The 18,817-nt window shown below is 65.0% G+C and carries 21 protein-coding genes; 16 read left to right on the top strand and 5 right to left on the bottom strand.

Going from position 1 to position 18,817, the window contains the following annotated elements; all coding sequences use genetic code 11:
- The first annotated feature begins 44 nt into the window (after positions 1 to 44).
- The 4 genes from test1122_RS24055 (at position 45) to test1122_RS24040 (ending at position 2,860) form a co-directional block, all read left to right on the top strand.
- A complete protein-coding gene (locus test1122_RS24055) occupies positions 45 to 431 on the top strand; it encodes a roadblock/LC7 domain-containing protein (RefSeq protein ID WP_232272054.1) in 387 nt (128 codons plus the stop codon).
- Entirely contained in the window at positions 428 to 799 is a 372-nt protein-coding gene (locus tag test1122_RS24050) for a DUF742 domain-containing protein (protein WP_232271257.1), read from the top strand. The genes test1122_RS24055 and test1122_RS24050 overlap by 4 nt, the downstream gene beginning before the upstream one ends.
- Positions 780 to 1,403: a GTP-binding protein gene (locus tag test1122_RS24045; protein ID WP_232271256.1), complete on the top strand. Its 624-nt coding sequence runs from the start codon at positions 780 to 782 to the stop codon at positions 1,401 to 1,403. Before test1122_RS24050 ends, test1122_RS24045 begins: the two co-directional genes overlap by 20 nt.
- A 128-nt stretch (positions 1,404 to 1,531) precedes the next feature.
- Positions 1,532 to 2,860 (top strand): cytochrome P450, encoded by a 1,329-nt coding sequence (locus test1122_RS24040; protein WP_232271255.1) that lies wholly within the window; start codon positions 1,532 to 1,534, stop codon positions 2,858 to 2,860.
- An 84-nt stretch (positions 2,861 to 2,944) separates the two neighbouring features.
- On the opposite strand, the gene test1122_RS24035 is transcribed toward test1122_RS24040, so the two are convergent.
- Positions 2,945 to 4,090: a terpene synthase family protein gene (locus test1122_RS24035; RefSeq protein WP_232271254.1), complete on the bottom strand. Its 1,146-nt coding sequence runs from the start codon at positions 4,088 to 4,090 to the stop codon at positions 2,945 to 2,947.
- Positions 4,091 to 4,868: 778 nt separating this feature from the next.
- Positions 4,869 to 5,699 (bottom strand): methyltransferase domain-containing protein, encoded by an 831-nt coding sequence (locus test1122_RS24030; RefSeq protein WP_338423569.1) that lies wholly within the window; start codon positions 5,697 to 5,699, stop codon positions 4,869 to 4,871.
- 687 nt (positions 5,700 to 6,386) lie between these two features.
- Between test1122_RS24030 and test1122_RS24025 the strand changes: the two genes are divergently transcribed.
- Positions 6,387 to 6,854 (top strand): GNAT family N-acetyltransferase, encoded by a 468-nt coding sequence (locus test1122_RS24025; RefSeq protein WP_338423568.1) that lies wholly within the window; start codon positions 6,387 to 6,389, stop codon positions 6,852 to 6,854.
- Between the two features lie 273 nt (positions 6,855 to 7,127).
- Here the strand turns inward: test1122_RS24025 and test1122_RS26725 are convergent, their stop codons facing one another.
- The 3 genes from test1122_RS26725 to test1122_RS24010 form a co-directional block, all read right to left on the bottom strand.
- The gene (locus test1122_RS26725) at positions 7,128 to 7,238 is read right to left on the bottom strand and encodes a DUF397 domain-containing protein (RefSeq protein ID WP_338423567.1); all 111 of its coding nucleotides are present in this window, start codon (positions 7,236 to 7,238) and stop codon (positions 7,128 to 7,130) included.
- Between the two features lie 145 nt (positions 7,239 to 7,383).
- Positions 7,384 to 7,602 (bottom strand): DUF397 domain-containing protein, encoded by a 219-nt coding sequence (locus test1122_RS24015; protein ID WP_232271253.1) that lies wholly within the window; start codon positions 7,600 to 7,602, stop codon positions 7,384 to 7,386.
- A 2-nt stretch (positions 7,603 to 7,604) separates the two neighbouring features.
- Positions 7,605 to 8,471 carry a DUF5753 domain-containing protein gene (locus test1122_RS24010; protein WP_232271252.1) on the bottom strand — a complete coding sequence of 289 codons (867 nt, stop codon included), beginning with the start codon at positions 8,469 to 8,471 and terminating at the stop codon, positions 7,605 to 7,607.
- 57 nt (positions 8,472 to 8,528) lie between these two features.
- Here test1122_RS24010 and test1122_RS24005 point away from each other — a divergent pair, with 57 nt between their 5' ends.
- From test1122_RS24005 to test1122_RS23955, 11 genes are all read left to right on the top strand, one after another.
- Positions 8,529 to 9,098, top strand: a complete 570-nt coding sequence (locus test1122_RS24005) for an ATP-binding protein (protein WP_338423566.1) — start codon at positions 8,529 to 8,531, stop codon at positions 9,096 to 9,098.
- A 122-nt stretch (positions 9,099 to 9,220) separates the two neighbouring features.
- Positions 9,221 to 9,454 carry a hypothetical protein gene (locus test1122_RS24000; protein ID WP_232271250.1) on the top strand — a complete coding sequence of 78 codons (234 nt, stop codon included), beginning with the start codon at positions 9,221 to 9,223 and terminating at the stop codon, positions 9,452 to 9,454.
- On the top strand, positions 9,439 to 9,834 hold the full coding sequence (locus test1122_RS23995) for a hypothetical protein (protein ID WP_232271249.1): 396 nt from the start codon (positions 9,439 to 9,441) through the stop codon (positions 9,832 to 9,834). The genes test1122_RS24000 and test1122_RS23995 overlap by 16 nt, the downstream gene beginning before the upstream one ends.
- 456 nt (positions 9,835 to 10,290) lie before the next feature.
- Positions 10,291 to 10,590: a hypothetical protein gene (locus tag test1122_RS23990; RefSeq protein ID WP_232271248.1), complete on the top strand. Its 300-nt coding sequence runs from the start codon at positions 10,291 to 10,293 to the stop codon at positions 10,588 to 10,590.
- Between the two features lie 11 nt (positions 10,591 to 10,601).
- Positions 10,602 to 11,585 (top strand): ATP-grasp ribosomal peptide maturase, encoded by a 984-nt coding sequence (tgmB, locus tag test1122_RS23985; protein ID WP_232271247.1) that lies wholly within the window; start codon positions 10,602 to 10,604, stop codon positions 11,583 to 11,585.
- A gap of 5 nt (positions 11,586 to 11,590) precedes the next feature.
- Positions 11,591 to 12,748 (top strand): methyltransferase domain-containing protein, encoded by a 1,158-nt coding sequence (locus tag test1122_RS23980; RefSeq protein ID WP_232272053.1) that lies wholly within the window; start codon positions 11,591 to 11,593, stop codon positions 12,746 to 12,748.
- A 232-nt stretch (positions 12,749 to 12,980) separates the two neighbouring features.
- Entirely contained in the window at positions 12,981 to 13,202 is a 222-nt protein-coding gene (locus tag test1122_RS23975; RefSeq protein WP_232271246.1) for a hypothetical protein, read from the top strand.
- The gene (locus tag test1122_RS23970) at positions 13,199 to 13,651 is read left to right on the top strand and encodes an NUDIX hydrolase (RefSeq protein ID WP_232271245.1); all 453 of its coding nucleotides are present in this window, start codon (positions 13,199 to 13,201) and stop codon (positions 13,649 to 13,651) included. Before test1122_RS23975 ends, test1122_RS23970 begins: the two co-directional genes overlap by 4 nt.
- A gap of 511 nt (positions 13,652 to 14,162) precedes the next feature.
- The gene (locus test1122_RS23965) at positions 14,163 to 15,137 is read left to right on the top strand and encodes an acyl-ACP desaturase (RefSeq protein WP_232271244.1); all 975 of its coding nucleotides are present in this window, start codon (positions 14,163 to 14,165) and stop codon (positions 15,135 to 15,137) included.
- A 184-nt stretch (positions 15,138 to 15,321) separates the two neighbouring features.
- On the top strand, positions 15,322 to 16,476 hold the full coding sequence (locus test1122_RS23960) for a 5'-methylthioadenosine/S-adenosylhomocysteine nucleosidase (RefSeq protein WP_232271243.1): 1,155 nt from the start codon (positions 15,322 to 15,324) through the stop codon (positions 16,474 to 16,476).
- Positions 16,477 to 16,850: 374 nt separating this feature from the next.
- Positions 16,851 to 18,815: an HEXXH motif domain-containing protein gene (locus tag test1122_RS23955; RefSeq protein WP_232271242.1), complete on the top strand. Its 1,965-nt coding sequence runs from the start codon at positions 16,851 to 16,853 to the stop codon at positions 18,813 to 18,815.
- Positions 18,816 to 18,817: the final 2 nt, after the last annotated feature.

The following is an 18,817-nucleotide window of genomic DNA, read 5'->3' as shown; positions in this document are numbered from 1 at the left end:
AGGTAAGGATGAGTAAGCAAGTGGTGACACAGCAGCGGCTCAATATGGACTGGATGCTTGAGGACCTGGCGTCCAGCGTTCCGGAGACCCGTGACGTCGTGGTGCTGTCCTCGGACGGCTTGTGCATGTCACAGTTTGGCTCGGACGAGGACACCGCTGATCGCCTCGCGGCAGCCTGTGCAGGGCTGCAGAGCCTGTCGGCGGCCATCGCCTCGGAATTCCCGCACGGCGACGGCCAGATGCAGCTCGTCGTGATCGAGGTCAGCGGTGGCTTCTTCTACCTCATGGCGGCCGGCGCCGGGGCGTATCTCGCGGTGCTGGCCGACAGCGGCGTGGACGCCGGGCTCATGGGGCAGCGCATGCGGGACCTGGTGGCCCGGATCGGACAGCACCTCACCAGCCCGCCGCGGGCCGACGGGCAGGTCCCATGAGCACGTCAGAGCAAGAACAACCCCGGGACTGGGAGGAGGGCGGCCCCGAACGGCTCTACGTCATCACCTCCGGCCGGAGCCGCCCCACCGAAAAAGACCATCTCGACATGGTCACGCTGATCGTGACCCGGAGCACGCCCAGTACGAGCCTGCAACCGGAGCACGCGGCGATCCTCCGGATATGCGACTACCCGCTGTCCGTCGCCGAGATCTCCGCATATCTCCATCTGCCAGTCAGCGTGGTCACGGTACTGCTCACGGATCTACTGGACGGCGGCCACGTCGAGGCCCGGGCACCGATCCCGGCCACCTCGTTGCCCGATGTCGAACTTCTCGAGGCGGTGATGCATGGACTTCAAAACCTCTGAGGCCGTCGTAGGTCCTCGGAGCGAAGACACCCTGCCGACCTCAGCCACCGCGGCGGTCAAAGTAGTGATCGTTGGTGGCTTCGGGGTCGGGAAGACCACACTGGTCGGTTCGGTGAGTGAGATCCGACCACTGACTACTGAGGAGACAATGACGCAGGCCGGTGTCGGCGTCGACGACATCGCCGGAGTAGAGCGCAAGACCGAGACCACCGTGGCGATGGACTTCGGCCGGATCAGCCTCAATGACGAGCTGGTGCTCTATCTGTTCGGCACCCCCGGCCAGCAGCGCTTCTGGTTCCTCTGGAACGGCCTCTTCGAAGGCGCCCTGGGCGCGGTGGTCCTGATCGACACCCGTCGACTGGAGGTCAGCTTCGATGTGATGGGACGCCTTGAGGACCAAGGCGTGCCCTTCATCGTCGCCATCAACGCCTTCCCGGATGCCCCCCACTACCCCATGTCCGAACTCCGGGCGGCCATGGACCTCCCCGACTCCGTACCCATGATCGACTGCGACGCCCGCGACCGCGCCTCCAGCCGCGATGCCCTGCTAACGCTGATGCGCTACCTGCACACCCTCACCACAGCAACCCCGGAGCCCCAGTGACGCCCCCGACTCCCGACCCCACCCAGCCCGACTCAACAACCGTCCCGCCTCCGGGCTGCCCGGCCCACGCCCTCACGGACACCGGTGGAGCGGTACGACTGTTCGGGCCCGAGTACGAATCCGACCCGATGAGCGTGTTCGAGAAGCTACGCGCCAAACACGGCGCGGTGGCGCCCGTCCGGGTCACCGGAGATCTCCCAGCCTGGCTGGTTCTCGGCTACCGCGAGATCTTGGACGTCGTACGGACACCCAGCCGGTTCTCTCATGACTCTCGCATTTGGAACCAGTTGAAAGAAGGCAGGGTCCCACCCGACTCTCCGGTACTGCCAGTAATCGGCTGGCGACCCGACTGCCTGTCCGCAGACGGGGAGGAACACCGGCGACTACGTGACGCGATCACCGAGAGCCTGGGGCGCTTCGACCGGCGCGGGGTCCGCCGCCATGTCACCCGCTTCTCCAACCAACTGATTGATGAATTCGCCCCTGACGGGCATGCCGAGCTGCTAGACCAGTTCGCACAGCAGCTGCCCATGATTGTTCTGACCCAACTCCTCGGCATGCCCGAGGAGTACGGGCCACGCATGGTAGAGGCCGCCACCGAGCTCGTGAAAGGCTCGGAAAAGGCTGTCTCCAGCAACGAATACATCAGGGATGTGTTGGGGAAACTCGTAACCCGCAAGCATTCTGCGCCCGGCCCCGATCTAGCCTCTTGGCTGATCAGCCACCCCTCCCAGCTCAGCGATGACGAGATCCTCAACCACTTGTGGCTCGTCCTCATCGCCGCGAACGAGAACACCACCAGTCTGATGGCAAGCACGCTGCGCATGGTGCTCACAGACGAACGCTTTCGCGCATCCCTGACCGGCGGTCACATGACCCTTCCCGACGCTGTGGAACAAGTGCTGTGGGACGAACCACCGACGATCATTCTTCCAGCCCGGTGGGCCACCGGCGACACAGAAATCGCCGACCTGTCCATCAAAGCCGGGGACATGCTTCTGCTTGGCCTGGCTGCTGGCAATGTTGACTCTGAGGTCCGCCCCGACCTCAGTACCCCCATGCACGGCAACCGCTCCCACCTCTCCTTCGGCGGTGGTCCGCACGAGTGTCCAGGCCGGGATATTGCACGGGCCATCGCCGACACTGCTATTGATACCCTGCTCATGCGGTTGCCCGATCTCCAGCTATCCGTCCCTGAGAGCGAACTCCGTTGGCGTTCCTCAACTTGGACCCGTCACTTGGTCTCCCTCCCAGTGAAGTTCGACCGCCGCCGCCCCGATTCCGAAACCGCCAGCGGAATCTCCCAGCAGAACCCACAAACCTCCTTGCCACATTCGGTGCCCGAGGATTCCTCCCTCAAGGAAACGGCGACTGCAACGTCAACACCGGCGATCACCGAACGGGAAACCGGATTGTCCTGGTGGAATTCCATGAAGCGGTGGTGGCGCGGGCGGTAGCCATCCCCCTTCGAGGGTTGAGGATTCCTTCAAATGTCCCTTAGCGGCGGTCGGAGGCTCCGGCCCCGGCCGCCACAGCAGTCGTTAGCCAGTCGGCTTGGCCCCACTTACGGAATTCCCGCCTACCCTGCTGCCCCTGCTGCGGGGGTTGGAGCCGACGGCCGCTGGCGCAACCTGTCGGGTATGAAGTCGGATATTCTCCGGCCTCCGTTCCGTTGTGTGAGCCACAGTGTCTTCAATGCGGGGGGAACGTTTGACGTGCTGGATTCCCACCTTGCTGTAGCGGTCGGTGGTCCGGCCCCAGTCGTAGTTTCCGCGCATACATGCACGGTTGACTTCAAGGAACCGGCGCGTCCCTGCACGTTGCTCAGCTGACAGAGCGAAGTCATCACAGAGCCTGTATATCTCATGCCCTAGCTGCTGGAACCGGGCGATGCGCTTATGGACCATATCTCGCACCTCTCTTACCGCTTCATCCTGTGAGTAACTTCGTTCACTGCGCAACAACAGGATGGCATTGTTCAGTTCCCCGTTCACTTGATCCTTCTCCAGTGAGTGCAGGTCATTGGCGAGGACAACAACCTCTGCGGTGATGTCCCGGATTTCCAGAATGCTCATGCTCTGGTGGATCTCGGGTGGCGCTTCGAAGCGCCCGCATCGTTCGGCGGTGTCTAGTACCCCTTCGGTAGCAATCGCTAGGCGCCTTAGCTTCAGATACTGGTCGGTACCCAGGAGGGCGCCGCTCTTACGGTTCGCCGCCTCTGTGACATAGCTCAGGAAGAAATCTTCCCAGTGACGGGCAGCGCGTTCCCGCCAAGCTGCCGACATACCTTCTTGGGCACGGCACCAATGGTCCAGCCACAGGCGGGCGAGGGGGAAGGAAGGCTTGATCCAGGTCGAGTCCGGGCTTTGCCGGGCTAGAGCAGCCATCTCGTAGCAGATACGATAGGCGGCCGCAGGGCTTTCCCCAAGATGACTGTCGAAGAGGTCATCGAAAAAGAAGAAGAACGCCTGACCCTGCGCCCCGAGCACGAGGTCGTCCTCAAGCGCGTCGGGGTAGAAACGACCAGCGAGCTCTACGAGCCTCCACGTCAGATAACGCTCGATGTTCTCGTCACTACTGAGGAACCCTGCAGCCTTCAGCCACTCCATGTGACGTACTAGGACGGCCTCCGTGTGGGGGTTAATCCTCGCCGGGAACGGAATTTCCAGAACGATGTCCTGAGGCATCGCGCCCTCCTTCATACATGTACGTGTCTCGCGACGTGAAGTGAACGTTCCTGCACCTAGGTGAAGCTCTATACACTCCTTCCTACAGAATTCTGCTAGCCTGAGAGAAAGTCAGATGGCGACGTGAAGTCCAGCCGAGACTTCTTCCCCTCAGCCTCCTGCGGCTAGCCCAAACGGAACGGAACCGGAGTAGTCCCGCGGCGCCGGTCGACGGTGGCAACAGCCATTCCTGAGCTGATTAGCACTCGAAGAAACTTGAGTGACCGCGTTACGAGTGAAGCAAGTTGATCCATTTGGCGTTACACGCGTAAGGCACAGTAAAGCGGTAATTGCTGACACGACAGTGCTCCTCGAGGACGTGGTAGAGCATCTGACGGGTTTTTCCGCGTATATCAGCTGCAGGTTCCAGTCACTTCGTCCATCACAACAAAGAGTACCCAAGGTCGCACGGGCGTACAGGGGGCCTGGTGAGTCATTGCCCCACAGCGACATGCGCCCTCGCCTGCCTGATGTGCATGCCGTTACCCGGAGGGTCAGGAGCGGTCCCCCACGGCTCAAGGCCGGGTCTGCTGCGCTGCGCTCCTGGCACTGGAGTGCTGATCCGCCGTTGTCCGCGAACTCTGCGCCAACTTTGCGCGCGGCACAGCGGCCTCTTGGCCGGTGCCGGTGCTCATACGGTGATTGCCCTGCCCCAGGCGGTAATGATCGCCTGGGCATGGGCACGGCTACGGAGCCCCGCCCATGCGCTAAGGATCACCAATGCACTGGGGCGGTCGGCCTACTGTCCGATGGTGGCTGTCCAGTTCCCGCGTTGCAGGTGGCACACGCCTTCCGGCGTGATGGTGACGCGGCTGCCGTAGAGCGGCAATCCACCCTCCGCGTTCAGCCGGTGTCGGATGCGTTCGAGGATGTCCCACAGCCGACGCGGCCCGCCCTGGTGGACTTCCGGAGGGTCAATCCACAGCGCTCTTGCCTGAGCCCAGGAGCCGTCGCTGTGCAACAGCCAAGCCGTTCGGATCCTTCCCCGTTCTTCGTAATGCGCTTCCACACCCGGAGCCATGACTTCGAACATGGAGCGCAGCTCCCAGGCTTCCGTGAGGTTGAGCACCGGGTACCGGCCCCGGGAGATGTCCTCTCCCTCCCGGTTACGGACCACGTTGAATTGATCGCGGAGGCTGGGTGGGTAGTCACTCCCGGACCGGGTTGTCATGAATCCAGCCCAGTCCCGTTCGATCCGCCCGACCGCGCTGCCGTCATCCGTTTTGGTGGCCGTCACAATCAGCGATGTGCTGGCGATGGTGGTCACCAGTCGCCCGCCAGGCTTGAGAGCAGCGAGCCAGGACGCGGGGATCGGCCGGACGGACACCATGGAGACAATGCGGTCGTACGCACCAGGCAACGGCCCTGTCGCATCGCACGTCGTGATCGGCGGGCGCAGACCGATAGCTGCCAGGCGCTTCTTCGCCGCCTCGGTCAGGTAGGGGTCAACGTCGATACTGGCGACGGACGCTGACCCGAACCGGCGAGCGAGCAGGGCTGAGGAGTAGCCGGAGCCGGTACCCACATCCAGTACCCGGGCTCCCTCATAGAGCCGAGCGTGGCGCAGCATGCGCACTACCAGCCTCGGGAGCGTGCTGGACGACGTGGGCTATCCGGCCGGACGGTCTTCAACCTGTGCGTGGTCGGCGCGCAGCCCACCAACCGAAGTCACCAACGACGTATCCGCGTAGGCCGTGTCCAGCCGCCTCGGTTCATCGGACGCACCGTCACACAAGGCCCACCCCGCATCGTCCCGTTCCCACCAGCGGGGTACGAAGTGGTCCTCCGGGCGTCGCGCAGATGGGGGCATACGACCGGGATACGCCGTCCGTGACGCTCAGCCAGGCGTACCGCGTGCTGCTTCCACTCCATGGCCACTCTTCCCTAGTCGAAGGCTGGTTCAGCCGCGAACCTGGCTCTCGCTCGTCTCTACACAGGTGACCCCGAGGCCGTTCACCCCGTGCTCGACCTCCCAGCAAGCCAACACAACGCCGGAATCATCCGCTCTGTCCAGCGCATACGAGCGTCACTCATGCACGGACCAGTCCGCGATGCCAGCATGGCTCGGGAACTGCGCGAAGAAATCACGGCGTTCAGCAGCCGCCCGACGCTCGCGCTGCCGCGTTAGGCAGCAGGGATGGAGTCCCGACATGTACCCGGTCGCCCGTCACGACGCTCGCCTGGCACTGCGTGAACTGACCATCGACGACGTGGAGGCGTTCTGGCCATCTACGGCAGCGCGGAGGCCACTGAGCACTTGAGTTTCACGCCGCGCTCGCGCGACGATGTCGGCCGCATCGTCGCGCGGTCCATGGTCTCGGCGACGGCATCGCCACGCGAGGAGTACGCCCTCGCCGTAGCTGAACGTGACGGCGGCAAGCTGATCGGGCTCGTCCGCCTGGCCATCGACCCGCACCAGCAACGGGCAGCTACCATCGGCGGCGCGCTGCGCCCCGATACCTGGGGGGCCGGATACGGGAGGGAGATGCTGCGCCTGCTACTTGCTCTCGCCTTCGCGGACCTAGATCTACACCGCATCTGGGCGGCGCGATCCGAGCTGAACGTCGCGGCTGAGAAGACCATGCTAGCTGAAGGGATGACCGAGGAAGGGTACATCCGCGAGCACATCAAGAAGGACGGGAAATGGCGCGACTCCGTGGTTCACTCAATTCTCGATCACGAGTGGACGGCCACGGAGCGCAGCCGGAAACCCCGGGAGAGCTGACCACCTGGTCAGGTCGATCCCTGACCGCGGAAGATCCCGGCGCAAACAAGCGTCGGAGCGCGTAGTGCTGGGGCCAGCGTCACGCTCCTATCCGAGCACCGTCAGGCCCCGATCTCTCCCCCTCGCCCCTCGCCCGCACCCGCACCCGCACCCGCACCCGCACCCGCACCCGCACCCGCACCCAGCTTCACAGGCTGGACGGCGTGTAACAGAAATCCTGTCCTGTCCACGATCATTAGCCGTGGACAGGACAGCTCTTCTCTTTTCCTGCACTCAGCCGTCGTACTCACCAGCCTTAACGCCGTCGATGAACGCTGACCAGGCATGGGAGGTAAAGGCGAGTGCAGGCCCCTGCGGGTTCTTGCTGTCACGTATCGGGACCATGCCGGGGGCCTTGGCAGTTTCGAGGCAGTTTTTGGGCTCCGCTGGAGTAGGACGACTTGAACCACTTCACGTTCCCTTCGGTGCAACCATGGAGCTTTCTCATACGCTCTCCTCTACCCTACGTAACGATATGACGATGCAACCTCTACCGGCGGAACTCACCGGCTATTAGGACTGTGAGGAAGCCCCTCCACGTCTCAGCCTGGAAGACTATGACAGGACCATGCAGGTACTTGGAGTCCCGTACGGCGGCAGAGTTGTGGTTCGGGGCGATCTCGACACAGTTCGACTGAGCGTTGCTGTAAGACGACTTGCGCCAATCAAGGCCGCTTGCAGATGCAGTCTTTATTTGCTTGCTGTCCATTTCTACCGTCTCTTCTCGTTCAATGCGTGCTCTATCAGCGCGACAGATTCAGGCAGTGGGAGTGCTGCTGACATGACATGGCGGAACACATTTGAGTATTCGGCTACTTCCGGTGGGTCTTCAACGTAGACCGTGCTGAGGAGCGTGTCGGCATATGCGACATCACTCTCTACCTGCCCGGGAAAGCTCAGGATGACAAACGATGTCGCCAGTGCCGCGTGCGCGAAGGACTCATCCGGAAGGACTTGAATACTGAGGTTCGTGCGCTCAGCCATGGCGAGGAGGTGTTCGAGCTGCCCGCACATGACCTTGCGTGAGCCAATGTTGTGCCGTAGCACAGACTCCGTCACGATGGCCCACAGCTGTAATGCGTTCGGGCCGTCCAGCACTTCCTGGCGTCGCATGCGGACTTGCGCCAGCATGTCGACGACACTCGTTGGAGAGTTCGGCTGTTGGGCCTGAACGACAGCGCGAGCGTAGTCCTCGGTCTGCAATAGCCCTGGAATCAGAGTGGTTTCGATGTTGTAGACCTCTGATGCGTCCGCTTCCAGTGCGATGTAGTCGGCGTACAGAGGTGACAGCGAACCTCTATGGCGGTCCCACCAGCCGCGACGGCTGCTCTCCTTCGCGAGGGCCACCAGCTCCGATCGCGTACGCTCCGAGTCCACCTTGTATAGATCAAGCAGAAGAAGTAGATCACCCTTCTTGATGCCGATTTGGGCATTCTCAATGCGACTGATCTTGGACTCTGAGCAGTCGAGGTGATCGGCCGCAGCGACTGCGGTCACTTCGGCCGCTTCACGTAGGTGGCGCAGCGTCCGGGCGAGGCGGCGATGCCTCACGGTCGGGTTGCGATTGAGGGGCGCCATGGCTCATCCCGCGTGTGAGAGGTGGGTTCGTAGCCCTCAGTCTGCACTGACGCATGGGTGCTGTCCAAGATCAATACATCAACTCAAGTTGCCTGGTTGCACTTTGCCTACCAGGAGGAGCATGCTGGCCGCACAGTGCACGGTCGGTGCTCACACCGTCACGCGCAGTCGATCTCGGCGTGCCGGAACGGGACGCAACAGGAGGGATGTCAGGTGAACACACCCTTACGACAGGCGAAATGGCGGTTCACGCGTCACCGAAGGAGCGTCCCCCTCGCTCGCGAGATGGTTCGCAGCCGCCTCGAAGAGTGGGGGCACCCCCAACTGGTCGAAACGGCTGAGCTCTTGATCACAGAGCTAATGACCAACTCATACCGGCACGCAAAATCATCGCCTGGCAGAGAGATCGCGGCATCATTCACCCTTAACCGCGATCACTTTCTTGTGGAAGTCTCCGACGCCAGCGACAAGCTTCCCCACAAGCGGCTATCAGGCCCCGGCCAGGGTCACGGACTTCAACTGGTCGATGCGCTCGCTGACGACTGGGGTGTCAGGAGGCGAGTGGTCGGCAAGACCGTCTGGTTCCTTCTCAAACTGCCAGCAAATGATCCGGAGACAGGATGCTGACCCTTCAGCCAGTCACGCCCCCTCCGGGCGCGCCGACGTACCGGGCGGAATGCGTCGCGTACTCAACGTGTGGCACGTGCCCGATGGCCCTCCTAGGCTCCCACCCCGCGACATCGCCGTACATGGCGCTGGTATGGCTGGCGTGGCGCGCTCAGCAGATCGTGGACCAGCTCACCCCTGTCATGGCCCACTCGGTACGGACCTGGCTGGGCGACGGCCATGAGCACGCCCGAGCCCTGACACGCCTGAACCACGGCGAGGCATACGCGCTTGTGATCGCGGATTACCCGGTCTGCTACGTCCTCACGGTGACCCCAGAATCTGACGACGAGGGGGAGCCGTGTCACGCATCCTGATGCACCAGCCGCCCCCGCTGCTGCGGCGCGGGTGGTGGTGCGAATTCACTGCCCGGACACCGACGGCGGACGGCGGAGAGACCATACGATCCCGGGCTCACGAAGCCGACACCGCTGTACGGGCACTGGTATGGATGCGGATGTCCGTCCGGGAACTGGTCTCCGGCTTCGACCCCGAAGACAACGAGCGGGCATACCGGTGGCTGGACCACGGGCAGTGGGAAGCAGCGATGCGGCTCAAAGCGGGCGAGGCGTACACGTTCGTCGCATGCCTCGGCCCAGCGGGTCTGGAGTGGACGGCACGGCCCGTCCTTTTCCTCCCGCTCACCCCCACCGCATCGGGCCTCGCTCGGCACCATGACAGGGGGCCGGTGTGGTGAGCAGCCTGGAACCTGCGCGGACGGCTAGCGGCCTCTCCCCCGGGTGTCGAGGAATGGTGGGACCCCTATGTCTCGCAGCGGGAACTTTACCGGTCGCTGGGCTCCCTCAAGGTCAGGCGGCCGCCGCAGCGGGACACCGGAGTTCAATGGCCCACATGATGCTGCGGCTCAGCGAGCGGCCATCCTGCTCTGGGGGTGGCTCAGACGGGGTTGCGGGGACCTCGCCGTAATCCTGAACTTTCGGTCGAGCAGCGCGCCTGCAGTCGACTGGGCGTTACTCCCGCACCGGCAGCGGACGGCTCGTTCACATTCCCACCGTCCGGAGCGGGCCACCAATTCAGCTTTGTCGAGGGCGCCGATCCGGCAGAGCTGGCGCACCAGCCATGCGCTCTTGTTGGGCGCCACCGGTACGCGCATCGTTTCCACAACCCTTCAACAAGGAAGAGGCGAGAAGTAATGGCGACACCGACGAACGACGTGACCCCGACCAATGAACAACTGGATCTCTTGCTGCACTCGCCCGACGGCGAGTCGCGTGGACTGTTCGTGCGCGTTGGCGATGTTTTCCCGCTCAACCCCATCCGTCACATCCTGTCCAGCACCGGCGACCAGCCGAGTGAAGTGCGGCCGTGGGGGCTGCGCTTCCTGACCGTTCCCCGGCCGACTGCCGGTGCGCACGAGGGCGGTTCAAAGGAGACGAGTGAGGGTCATCCGGATGGCAGCGGTCCAACCCAGGAAGAGATGCAGGACGACTGACGGGGGCTGTCATGACACAGACTGTCTTGGTCCTCACTGACGAGGAGGACCGTACGGCCAGCCGCGTCACGGCCGAACTCGCCCTCCGGGGCATTCCCGTAGCACGCCTGGATGCCACCGACTTCCCCGTGAAGGTCAGCATGTCTGCCGAGATCAGCACAGGAGGTATGTGGTCAGGGGCGCTCACCGAAGTCGAAACAGACCGCGAGGTTGTCAATCTTGCCGATGTGGGCAGCGTCTACTACCGGCGGCCCACACAGTTCACGCTGCCTGAGGGCATGTCCCGGCCGGAACAGCTCTTCGCTTATGGGGAGGCCCGGCGTGGCTTCGGCGGTGTCATGCAAGCTCTCGGCGGGGTGCGGTGGGTCAACGATCCAGTTGCAGCAGCCCGGTGCGAGTACAAGCCGAACCAGCTGGCCGCTGCGGCGGCAGTGGGTTTGCACATCCCGAGGACGATCATCACAAATGAGCCCGAGCGAGCGCATCACTGGGCCAAGGAACTCGCGCGACCTATCGTCTACAAGCCGCTCGCCGGAATCTGGCACGGGGATGAGGGGCAGATTCGCGTAATCTATACCTCACCCGTCACCGACGCCGACGAGCTGCTGGATCCCGCCCTTGGACGGACCGCTCACCTGTTCCAGCAGCAGGTAGACAAAGAACACGAAGCCCGCGCCGTGGTCGTCGGCGACCGCGTCTTCACAGTGGCCATCGACGCGGCCTCAGAAGCCGCCCGCACCGACTGGCGCTCGGACTACGATGCGCTCAGCTACCGCACCATCGACCTGCCCGACGACGTGTCAGTGCGGCTTGTCGAACTGCACAAGCGGCTGGGCCTGGTCTTCGGCGCGGCGGACCTCATCCGCGACACCTCCGGGCGGTGGATCTTCCTGGAAACCAACCAGAGCGGCGAATGGGGCTGGCTCGCGTCCAAAGTCGGTATCAGCGTCGCGGGCGCCCTCGCTGACCTCCTCAGCAAGGAGGCCAGGCAGTGACCGACATGATGAGCCAGGGGCGGGCGCAGGCGCTTGCTGACGCCCTCGCCGCTAGCGGCCGACTCGCCGAACCGTGGCGGGCCGCCTACGACGCCACCCCACGTCAGTTGTTCGTGCCCGACGTGGCGTGGGCGGTTCCCGATGGTCCCGAGCCCGGATACGCCATCGACCGCTGCCAGGACCCCGCCCGGTGGTGGGATGCCGTCTACGCGGACACCTCCATCGTTACGCAGTTTGACGATGGAGCCGGGGACGTCCGGAGCGGGAAGGGGGCGCCGACCTGTTCCTGTTCGGCGCCCGGCATCGTCTTCACTACTCTTGACCTCCTTGACGTGTACAACCATCACCGGGTGCTGGAGATCGGCACCGGCACGGGGTGGACGGCCTCGCTGCTGGCCCACCGGGTCGGGGACCGGGGTGTTGTCTCCATCGAAGTGGACGAACAGGTCGCCGCCCAGGCGGTCAAGAACGTGGCCGCTGCCGGGTACGTCCCGCGCCTACTCGTCGGCGACGGGGCTGCCGGATGGCCGGATGGTGCCCCGTACGATCGCGTCCACGTCACCTGCGCCGTGGAGACGTTCCCCTATGAGTGGGTGGCGCAGACGCGGCCCGGAGGGCTGATCGTCGCCCCGTGGGCACCGGTCTACGGCTCCGGGCAGCTCGCCCGTCTGGTGGCCGACGGCAGCGGATGTGCCGTGGGACGGTTCCCCTCGTTCGCCTCGTACATGATGCTCCGCTCCCAACGCCGCACGGCAAGGTGGGCGCCCCATCACACCGACGACGCCCACGAGACCACCACGCGGCTCGATCCGCGAGCCCTCTCTGGAGGCTCATACGCGGCAGACCTGATGATCGGCGCACTCGCACGCGGCGTCGCCAGGATTCCGGCCCCGGCCAGCGACGCATCCGGGGCCTTGTCACTGCTGCTCGTCGAGGCCGGACGGGAAGAAGGAGCATGGGCAGCGGCCGACTACGTACCCGGACAGTCCGATTACCGCGTCACCTGGTACGGCCAGCGCAACCTATGGGAGGAGGTGTCAGACGCCTATCTGCGGTGGGTGGGGTGGGGACAGCCCGACCGGTCGCGGTTCGGCATCACCGTCACGCCAGAAGGACAACACCTCTGGCTCGACCACCCCCGCCACGCGCTCACCGCCACGTAGCAGGGCGGGTACAACGAATGGTCACGGCAGTGCCGTTGGCATACGCCGTTTTTGCGATCTCTGCCGTACGTTTCCGCAGGTCGCGACCTGATCCAACGGCTATGTCAACGGCACTGCGGCTTATGGACGATGGATTCCTCGAGCACTGCGCCGCGAAGGCCACGGTCGGGTGTGGCCTCGCCGGTGTAACGCGCCGTATCAGGGAAGTACTTCGCTCCCTGGGGTGGCACGCTTGAGTGAGGATGCGCTGTTCCAGCACCTGGGATCCCTGCTGTCCGGCTACCCTGACCACCAGGGGCCTGTTGAGGGAGACTTACCGGTCGCCGAGCAGGTGCGCGGCACGACGTTGAAGCTCCCGGTGTGGCATCGCGAGGCGGACATCCCTCTCGCCGACGCCTACGTCACGGCCCTGGTCAAGGTCGCCACCCACCACAAGGACCTGATGCTCGAATGATCGCTCCCGTCGAGACCGCCCTGCTCACCGAGCTCACCGAGGCCGCAGCCCGTGAGGGCATCAACAAGACCGTCGTCGGCGCCGTAATCCCCAACGCGGACGGCAATGTGCTGCTGCTGCATCGGACGGCGAGCGATTACATGGGCGGGCTGTGGGAGCTTCCCTCCGGTGGTGTCGACGCAGGCGAGACTCTGATCCATGCCCTGTGCCGGGAGGTGGAGGAGGAGACCGGACTGAGCGTCACCGCTGTCGGCGCCTACCTGGGCCACTTCGACTACCTCTCCAAGAGCGGTAAGAACACCCGTCAGTTCAACTTCGCTGCCGTTGTGGCCGGGGAGACGGTCACGCTCACTGAGCACGATGCACACCTGTGGGCCGACCGCGACGGGCAGAGGAAGGCCTCCAGCGCCGTACGGGACGTACTGGACGTCTGGCACGAGCACGCCTGACCCGGCCCTACCTACGTCGGCGCGGGAGTAGGGGTGGTTTGTGACGTGGGATTGGGTCGGCGGTCAGTGGCCGCGCGGTGATGGAGCCGTAGTAGTGATCGCCTGGGTGCGGGCTGGCGAGATGTGTGCCGGCGGCCCGGGTGCTGCTGTGTCCACCCCGTACCGCGCACCCACTGGAACTCGTACACTTCTTCGATCACCTCAATGGCTCCCGTCTTTACGCACATTTGGGACAGCGATTCACAGCAGGCGCGATCTCCAGGAACGACCCTGGCAGGCTGGTAGGCGCCAAGGCCGGTTGGGGATACAGGAGTTCGTGGTCGGCTACGCATAGTGAGGGCTTGGGCTGGCGACTCAGGGGTCTCACGTGCGTACATTTGTGTGTCATCACACAGGGTGGCTATTCCGCCGCCCTGCGAGACCGCCCTTGCCATTCGGGTAATCCATAACCTACGGTTTCGTAACCTACGGCGCCGTAGGTGTGTCCGTCGTCTTGTAGCCAGGAGCATTTGTGACCCTCACCACCGCCCACCAACTCGGACCGGACGAGTGGACCGACGCGCGGCTGCTCTACGCCCTGGAGGAAGTCGTCGAGAAGGAGCTCAACCGGCATCTGCAGGTCGCCAAGGACTGGATGCCGCATGAGTACGTGCCGTGGAGTGACGGCCGGAACTTCGACGGGCCGCTGGGCGGGGAGCCCTGGGCGGTCGAGCAGTCCAAGGTCACCGATATCGGCCGGATCGCCCTGGTGGTCAACCTCCTCACCGAGGACAACCTGCCCAGCTACCACCATGAGATCGCCACTCTCTTCGGCCGGGATGGCGCCTGGGGCACCTGGGTGCATCGCTGGACCGCCGAGGAGGGCCGTCACGGCATCGTGATGCGGGACTATCTGCTGACCTCGCGCGCAGTCGACCCGGTGCAGCTGGAAAACTTCCGGATGGCGCATATGTCGGAGGGCTTCGAGTCCGACAACCGCCACTCCATGCTGCACTCGGTCGCCTATGTGGCCTTCCAGGAGCTGGCCACCCGGATCTCGCACCGCAATACCGGCCATCAGTCCGGTGACCCGGTCTGCGACCGGATGCTGGCCCGGATCGCGACCGATGAGAACCTGCATATGGTCTTCTACCGCAATCTGCTGGGGGCCGCTTTTGAGCTGGCGCCGGACCAGACGATGGAGGCCGTGCGGGACGTCGTCGTGAACTTCCGTATGCCCGGCCATGGCATGCCGGGCTTCGAGCGGGCGGCCGCCCAGATGGCGATCGGTGGCATCTACAACCTGCGCATTCACCACGACGATGTGATTCAGCCGGTGCTGCGCTTCCTCAAGGTGCTGGAGATCGGCGGCCTCGGGCCGGACGGTCTGAAGGCGCAGGAGGAGCTGGGGCTGTTTATGGGTGGGCTGGACAGCGAGGCGAGCAAGTTCGACGAGCGCCTCGCCGCCCGTCGCGCCCGTAAGGAGGCCCGCCAGGCGAACGCCTGACGGTGTGAGCAACCCGGGTTTCTCGTAACAGCCGCCCTGGGCCCCTGTGTGCTGGGCCCTGGGCGGCCTTGGGCGAGAACCCGGGTTCGTACCGGGTCGGGCGCCGTCAGTGAGTGGGACAATACTCCGGCGCTGGTGTCGTTAGCGCCCAGCTGGAGCGCGTCGCGGATGCCAAGGGGTTGGAGTGAGCGAGCCGAATGACCGTGCCCGGCCGGTGGTGATTCTGACCGCGCTGAATGTGGAGTACCAGGCGGTACGAGATCACTTGGCCGATGTGCGGGTGCAGCGGCACCCCGCCGGGACCGTCTTCGAAGTCGGGGAGCTCCCCGGCGTGTCACTGCGGATTGCGGTGGCCGTGATCGGCGAGGGAAACCATGCCGCCGCCACACTCACCGAGCGGGCGAACACCTTGTTTCGGCCACAGGCCCTGCTGTTCGTGGGTGTGGCGGGTGCGCTCAAGGACGACATCGAACTGGGCGATGTCGTCGTCCCCACCCGAGTGCACGCATACCAGGGGGGCAAGGCAGAGGCTGATCGGCTGCTGGCGCGCCCACGGTCCTGGGACGCCTCTCACCATCTCGAACAGCTCGGCCGGTACGTCGACAACAGCGGCGCGTGGCTCCATCGGCTGCCTGAGGAGGGTCAGGCCAGTCCGCCTACGGTCCATTTCAAACCCGCCGCCGCAGGCGAGGTCGTGCTCAACTCACGCGGTTCGTCACTGGCTCAGCAGCTGTACCGCCACTACAACGACGCTGCGATCATCGAAATGGAGAGCGCCGGTGTCGCGCAGGCCGGGCATCTCGGCTCGCTGCCTGTCCTGACCATCCGTGGCGTCAGCGACAGAGCCGACGAAGGCAAACAGGCAGCGGACGCGCATGGATCCCAACGCACCGCCGCCAGCCACGCCGCCGCGTTCGCCTGCGCCCTCATCGCCGCCCTTGCCTCCGAGGGCGTGAGCCGGCCCGCTTCGCCGCCCCGAGACGGGCAGAGAGAGGACCGGAGTGCGCAGCGCTCCACGGCGACAGGGCTCGACCAGCGGAAGCGGCTGGTGCTGGCGCTGGAAGCGGTACCGACGATGGCGGACCCGGCCACGCGCGGCGCGGTGCTGGGGCAGCTGCCCACAGAGATCGCCAGCAGTGTGCCACGGTCGCAGATCACCCGTGTCGATCTGCTGGGAGTGATCGACACCTGTCTCGCTTTTCCCCATGGCCTCACCCGGCTATGGGAAGCCGTCAGCATGGTGGATTCGGGCACGCGGGCACTGCACGAACTCGAAGCCGTACTGGCGGATATGCCGGGCTTTCGCCCAGACAACGAAGCCCCAGGCCAGCGGAGATGATGTCCGAGACACGGGGTTTCGAGCCCCGGAACACTACGGCATCATAAGATGAACGGACCGGCTGCGGTCCGGAGCCGGGAGGGTGCGCCAGAATGGAACAGGCCGGTACCGTCATTGAGTCAGAGCTCCTCGACCTGACAGACGTCACGTTAGAGGACCTTCGTACGCACCGCGGATGCAGGCGAGACGAGTTCGAGCAGCGAATCCTACGAATCCTCGGTCACCCGGCTTCCCCCCTCGCGGACAACTCGCGGAGCTGAACCGCTTGCGGAGCTGAACCGCTTGCGGAGCTGAACGGCTTGCGGAGCTGAACCGCTTGACGGCTTTCGAGCTGTGCCAGGGAGGAGACGCCCGTGCAGCGTGAGCCGCATCCTGTGACGCGCGTTCCACGGCATGGGCTGCCGCCCCGTCATTTCGACGCGCTGGCCGGTGGTGGAGGTGGCGCGGCTGCTGTCGCTCATCTGTGGGACGGGGAGCGCAGCTACCGGTTGCTGCTGTTCGACATCCTGATGAAGATGGCTGCCGACCAGCCCGAATTCACCGGACCACTGCTGCGTGTCGACGAGGCCTGGGAGTTACTCGTCGCTGCGGAGAAACAGAGCAGCGTGGTGACAGATGGCGTTCTGCTGCTGCCGGAGACGGGCCTGTGGCTGGCTCGCACTCTGCGCCGGCTACGGGACTCACCGGAGCCGAGCGGCGGTCAGCCGCCGTTGTGGGTGGACTTGGGCCAACTGCACGCGATTGCCGCGGCCTGTGCCATCCGTACCGGTGTCAGCCTCTCGCTTCGCGTACCGGCCCGTAAGGGCACGGTCTGGCTTCCCTCTCTCGGCTGTGCCACGCTCCCCGGCCTTCCCCAATGGGCAGCGGTTGAAGTGAGCTTCTGCGAGGGGACGCTCACCATTCACCCTGGAGCCACGGAAGTCCGTGTCCCCGATCCACCGGGGCGGACCACCAGCACATGGCGTGTGCCGCACCGGATCTCCCCTGAGTTTCCGGAGGGCACGCAGGAGGTGTTTCTCGACGACCTGAGCCGTTACCGCATCTTTCCCGTGGAGCCCGTTGACGCTCTTCCCGAAGCGCTGTCCGACGAGGCCGTCGACGGCTGGGCGGGGCTCCTGCGAGAAGCCTCAGCCCTGCTGGCGAGCGCCGATCCGCAGGCGGCGGAGGACGTCACCGCATGCCTGCGCACTATCGAGCCGCTCTTCACCCAGGAGCCCTTTCGCTGGCACAGCGCCACCTCAGGGGATGGCATAGGGGGTCTGGCCGCCTCGGGACCAGCCACCCGAGGAGCGAACTCCCCAGGGCCGGTTGTTCCGCGGCAGGCCGACACCGCGCAGTTCGCGGCGGCGCTCACTCATGAGATCCAGCACAGCAAGCTCAGTGCGCTGACGCATATGTACTCGCTGCACAGCGAGGAGAACGAGAACCGGCTGTACGCCCCGTGGCGCGACGATCCTCGACCGCTGCGCGGGATGTTGCAGGGGGTGTACGCGTTCACCGGAGTGGCCCGGTTCTGGTACGGCAGTATCCTGCGCCGTTCCCTGGCGGAAGAGGGGACGATGATGCTGGCTCAGTTCGAGTTCGCGCTGCGTCGGCACCAGCTTCTGCGCGTTCTTCCACCGCTGCGTGAAGACGCCGAGCTGACACCGCTGGGACGCCGAGTGGTCGAACAGCTGCTGGAGACGGTCGGGCGCTGGCAGGATGCCCCCGTCCCGCCGCGTATCCTCGCCGACGCCGAGCAGGCAGCCGACGACCATGCCGTTGGCTGGCGGTTGCACCACCTGGTGCCGGATTCCGCGATGGTGGCCTGGCTGGTACGCGGCTGGAAGAGGCGCACCCTCGCGGACGAGACGCCGGTCCCGTCCCCGCCGCCGCGCCCTTGTCCGGCGCCACGCCTGGCGCCGGACCCGAATGCGTGGAACCTGGACTCCCGGGCCGTACTCCTGCGGACGCGACTGATGGACCCGCTGCTCAAGGGGCTTCCCGACACACCAGGCGGGATGGCGGCCGTCATCCGGGGCGCCCGACCGGCCGATCTCTTCCTGCTCACTGGTGACGCTGCCGCCGCGCTGCGGCTCTACCAGGCGGAGATCACCAGCGCACACGACAGCGCATGCGACGCGCCGACGGCCTCCGACAGTCCCGTGTTGCGCTCCGCCGCAGGTGCCTGGGCCGGCCTTCGTCTGGCGCTGGAGCTGCTGGGGGGACACCCGGCGGCGGCACAGGCCCTGCTGCGCTGTCCGGAGCTGGTTCGCGATGTGCACGGGGCCATAGGAGACACGGAGCCAGCCGATCCGGTGGCGGTCGCGGACTGGGTGGGACGAAAGCTGGCGCCATGAGC

The organism is Streptomyces gobiensis (genome assembly GCF_021216675.1).
Classification (GTDB): domain Bacteria; phylum Actinomycetota; class Actinomycetes; order Streptomycetales; family Streptomycetaceae; genus Streptomyces; species Streptomyces gobiensis.
The sequence above is the reverse complement of the archived record's forward strand: the minus strand, read 5'-3'. Positions and strand labels throughout refer to the sequence as shown.

What these genes read in the sequence shown, in the direction of transcription:
- tgmB (WP_232271247.1), top strand. Translation starts at nt 10,602, where the DNA reads ATGACACAGACTGTCTTGGTCCTCACTGACGAGGAGGACCGTACGGCC.
- test1122_RS24000 (WP_232271250.1), top strand. Translation starts at nt 9,221, where the DNA reads ATGGCGCTGGTATGGCTGGCGTGGCGCGCTCAGCAGATCGTGGACCAG.
- test1122_RS23990 (WP_232271248.1), top strand. Translation starts at nt 10,291, where the DNA reads ATGGCGACACCGACGAACGACGTGACCCCGACCAATGAACAACTGGAT.
- test1122_RS23980 (WP_232272053.1), top strand. Translation starts at nt 11,591, where the DNA reads ATGATGAGCCAGGGGCGGGCGCAGGCGCTTGCTGACGCCCTCGCCGCT.
- test1122_RS24050 (WP_232271257.1), top strand. Translation starts at nt 428, where the DNA reads ATGAGCACGTCAGAGCAAGAACAACCCCGGGACTGGGAGGAGGGCGGC.
- test1122_RS24015 (WP_232271253.1), bottom strand. Translation starts at nt 7,602, where the DNA reads ATGGACAGCAAGCAAATAAAGACTGCATCTGCAAGCGGCCTTGATTGG.
- test1122_RS24030 (WP_338423569.1), bottom strand. Translation starts at nt 5,699, where the DNA reads ATGCTGCGCCACGCTCGGCTCTATGAGGGAGCCCGGGTACTGGATGTG.
- test1122_RS24010 (WP_232271252.1), bottom strand. Translation starts at nt 8,471, where the DNA reads ATGGCGCCCCTCAATCGCAACCCGACCGTGAGGCATCGCCGCCTCGCC.
- test1122_RS24055 (WP_232272054.1), top strand. Translation starts at nt 45, where the DNA reads ATGGACTGGATGCTTGAGGACCTGGCGTCCAGCGTTCCGGAGACCCGT.
- test1122_RS26725 (WP_338423567.1), bottom strand. Translation starts at nt 7,238, where the DNA reads ATGGTCCCGATACGTGACAGCAAGAACCCGCAGGGGCCTGCACTCGCC.
- test1122_RS23970 (WP_232271245.1), top strand. Translation starts at nt 13,199, where the DNA reads ATGATCGCTCCCGTCGAGACCGCCCTGCTCACCGAGCTCACCGAGGCC.
- test1122_RS24045 (WP_232271256.1), top strand. Translation starts at nt 780, where the DNA reads ATGGACTTCAAAACCTCTGAGGCCGTCGTAGGTCCTCGGAGCGAAGAC.
- test1122_RS24040 (WP_232271255.1), top strand. Translation starts at nt 1,532, where the DNA reads ATGAGCGTGTTCGAGAAGCTACGCGCCAAACACGGCGCGGTGGCGCCC.
- test1122_RS24035 (WP_232271254.1), bottom strand. Translation starts at nt 4,090, where the DNA reads ATGCCTCAGGACATCGTTCTGGAAATTCCGTTCCCGGCGAGGATTAAC.